Origin of the sequence: Winogradskyella poriferorum (genome assembly GCF_050618035.1) — a bacterium.
Classification (GTDB): Bacteria; Bacteroidota; Bacteroidia; order Flavobacteriales; family Flavobacteriaceae; genus Winogradskyella; species Winogradskyella poriferorum_A.
The window spans coordinates 1-221 of the sequence record NZ_JBODPY010000231.1; the positions used below are offsets into that span (position 1 = coordinate 1).

General features: G+C 28.5%; 1 pseudogene. It reads right to left on the minus strand.

Annotated elements, in window-relative coordinates:
• A pseudogene (locus ACRHOC_RS15590) lies at positions 1 to 157 on the minus strand (TetR/AcrR family transcriptional regulator); the annotation flags it as partial.
• Positions 158 to 221: the final 64 nt, after the last annotated feature.

Consider the following 221-nt stretch of genomic DNA (forward strand, 5'->3'; position numbering starts at 1 on the left):
TAAAATCGATGGTCTTTATATTAAGAAGCTCAATGTAATTAGTAAAACGTTGTTTTAGCTTTGATAAGGTTTTGAGCGTGTTAAGTTGATTCTTGTTTTCTTCGAGCGCATGAATTACATAACTTCTATTCCCAGTTAAGATTTCGAAAAAAGTAAAATAGAAGCTTAATTATTTATTTCTTGGATCAAAATTTAAATACTCTTCACTCTTTTCGATAACC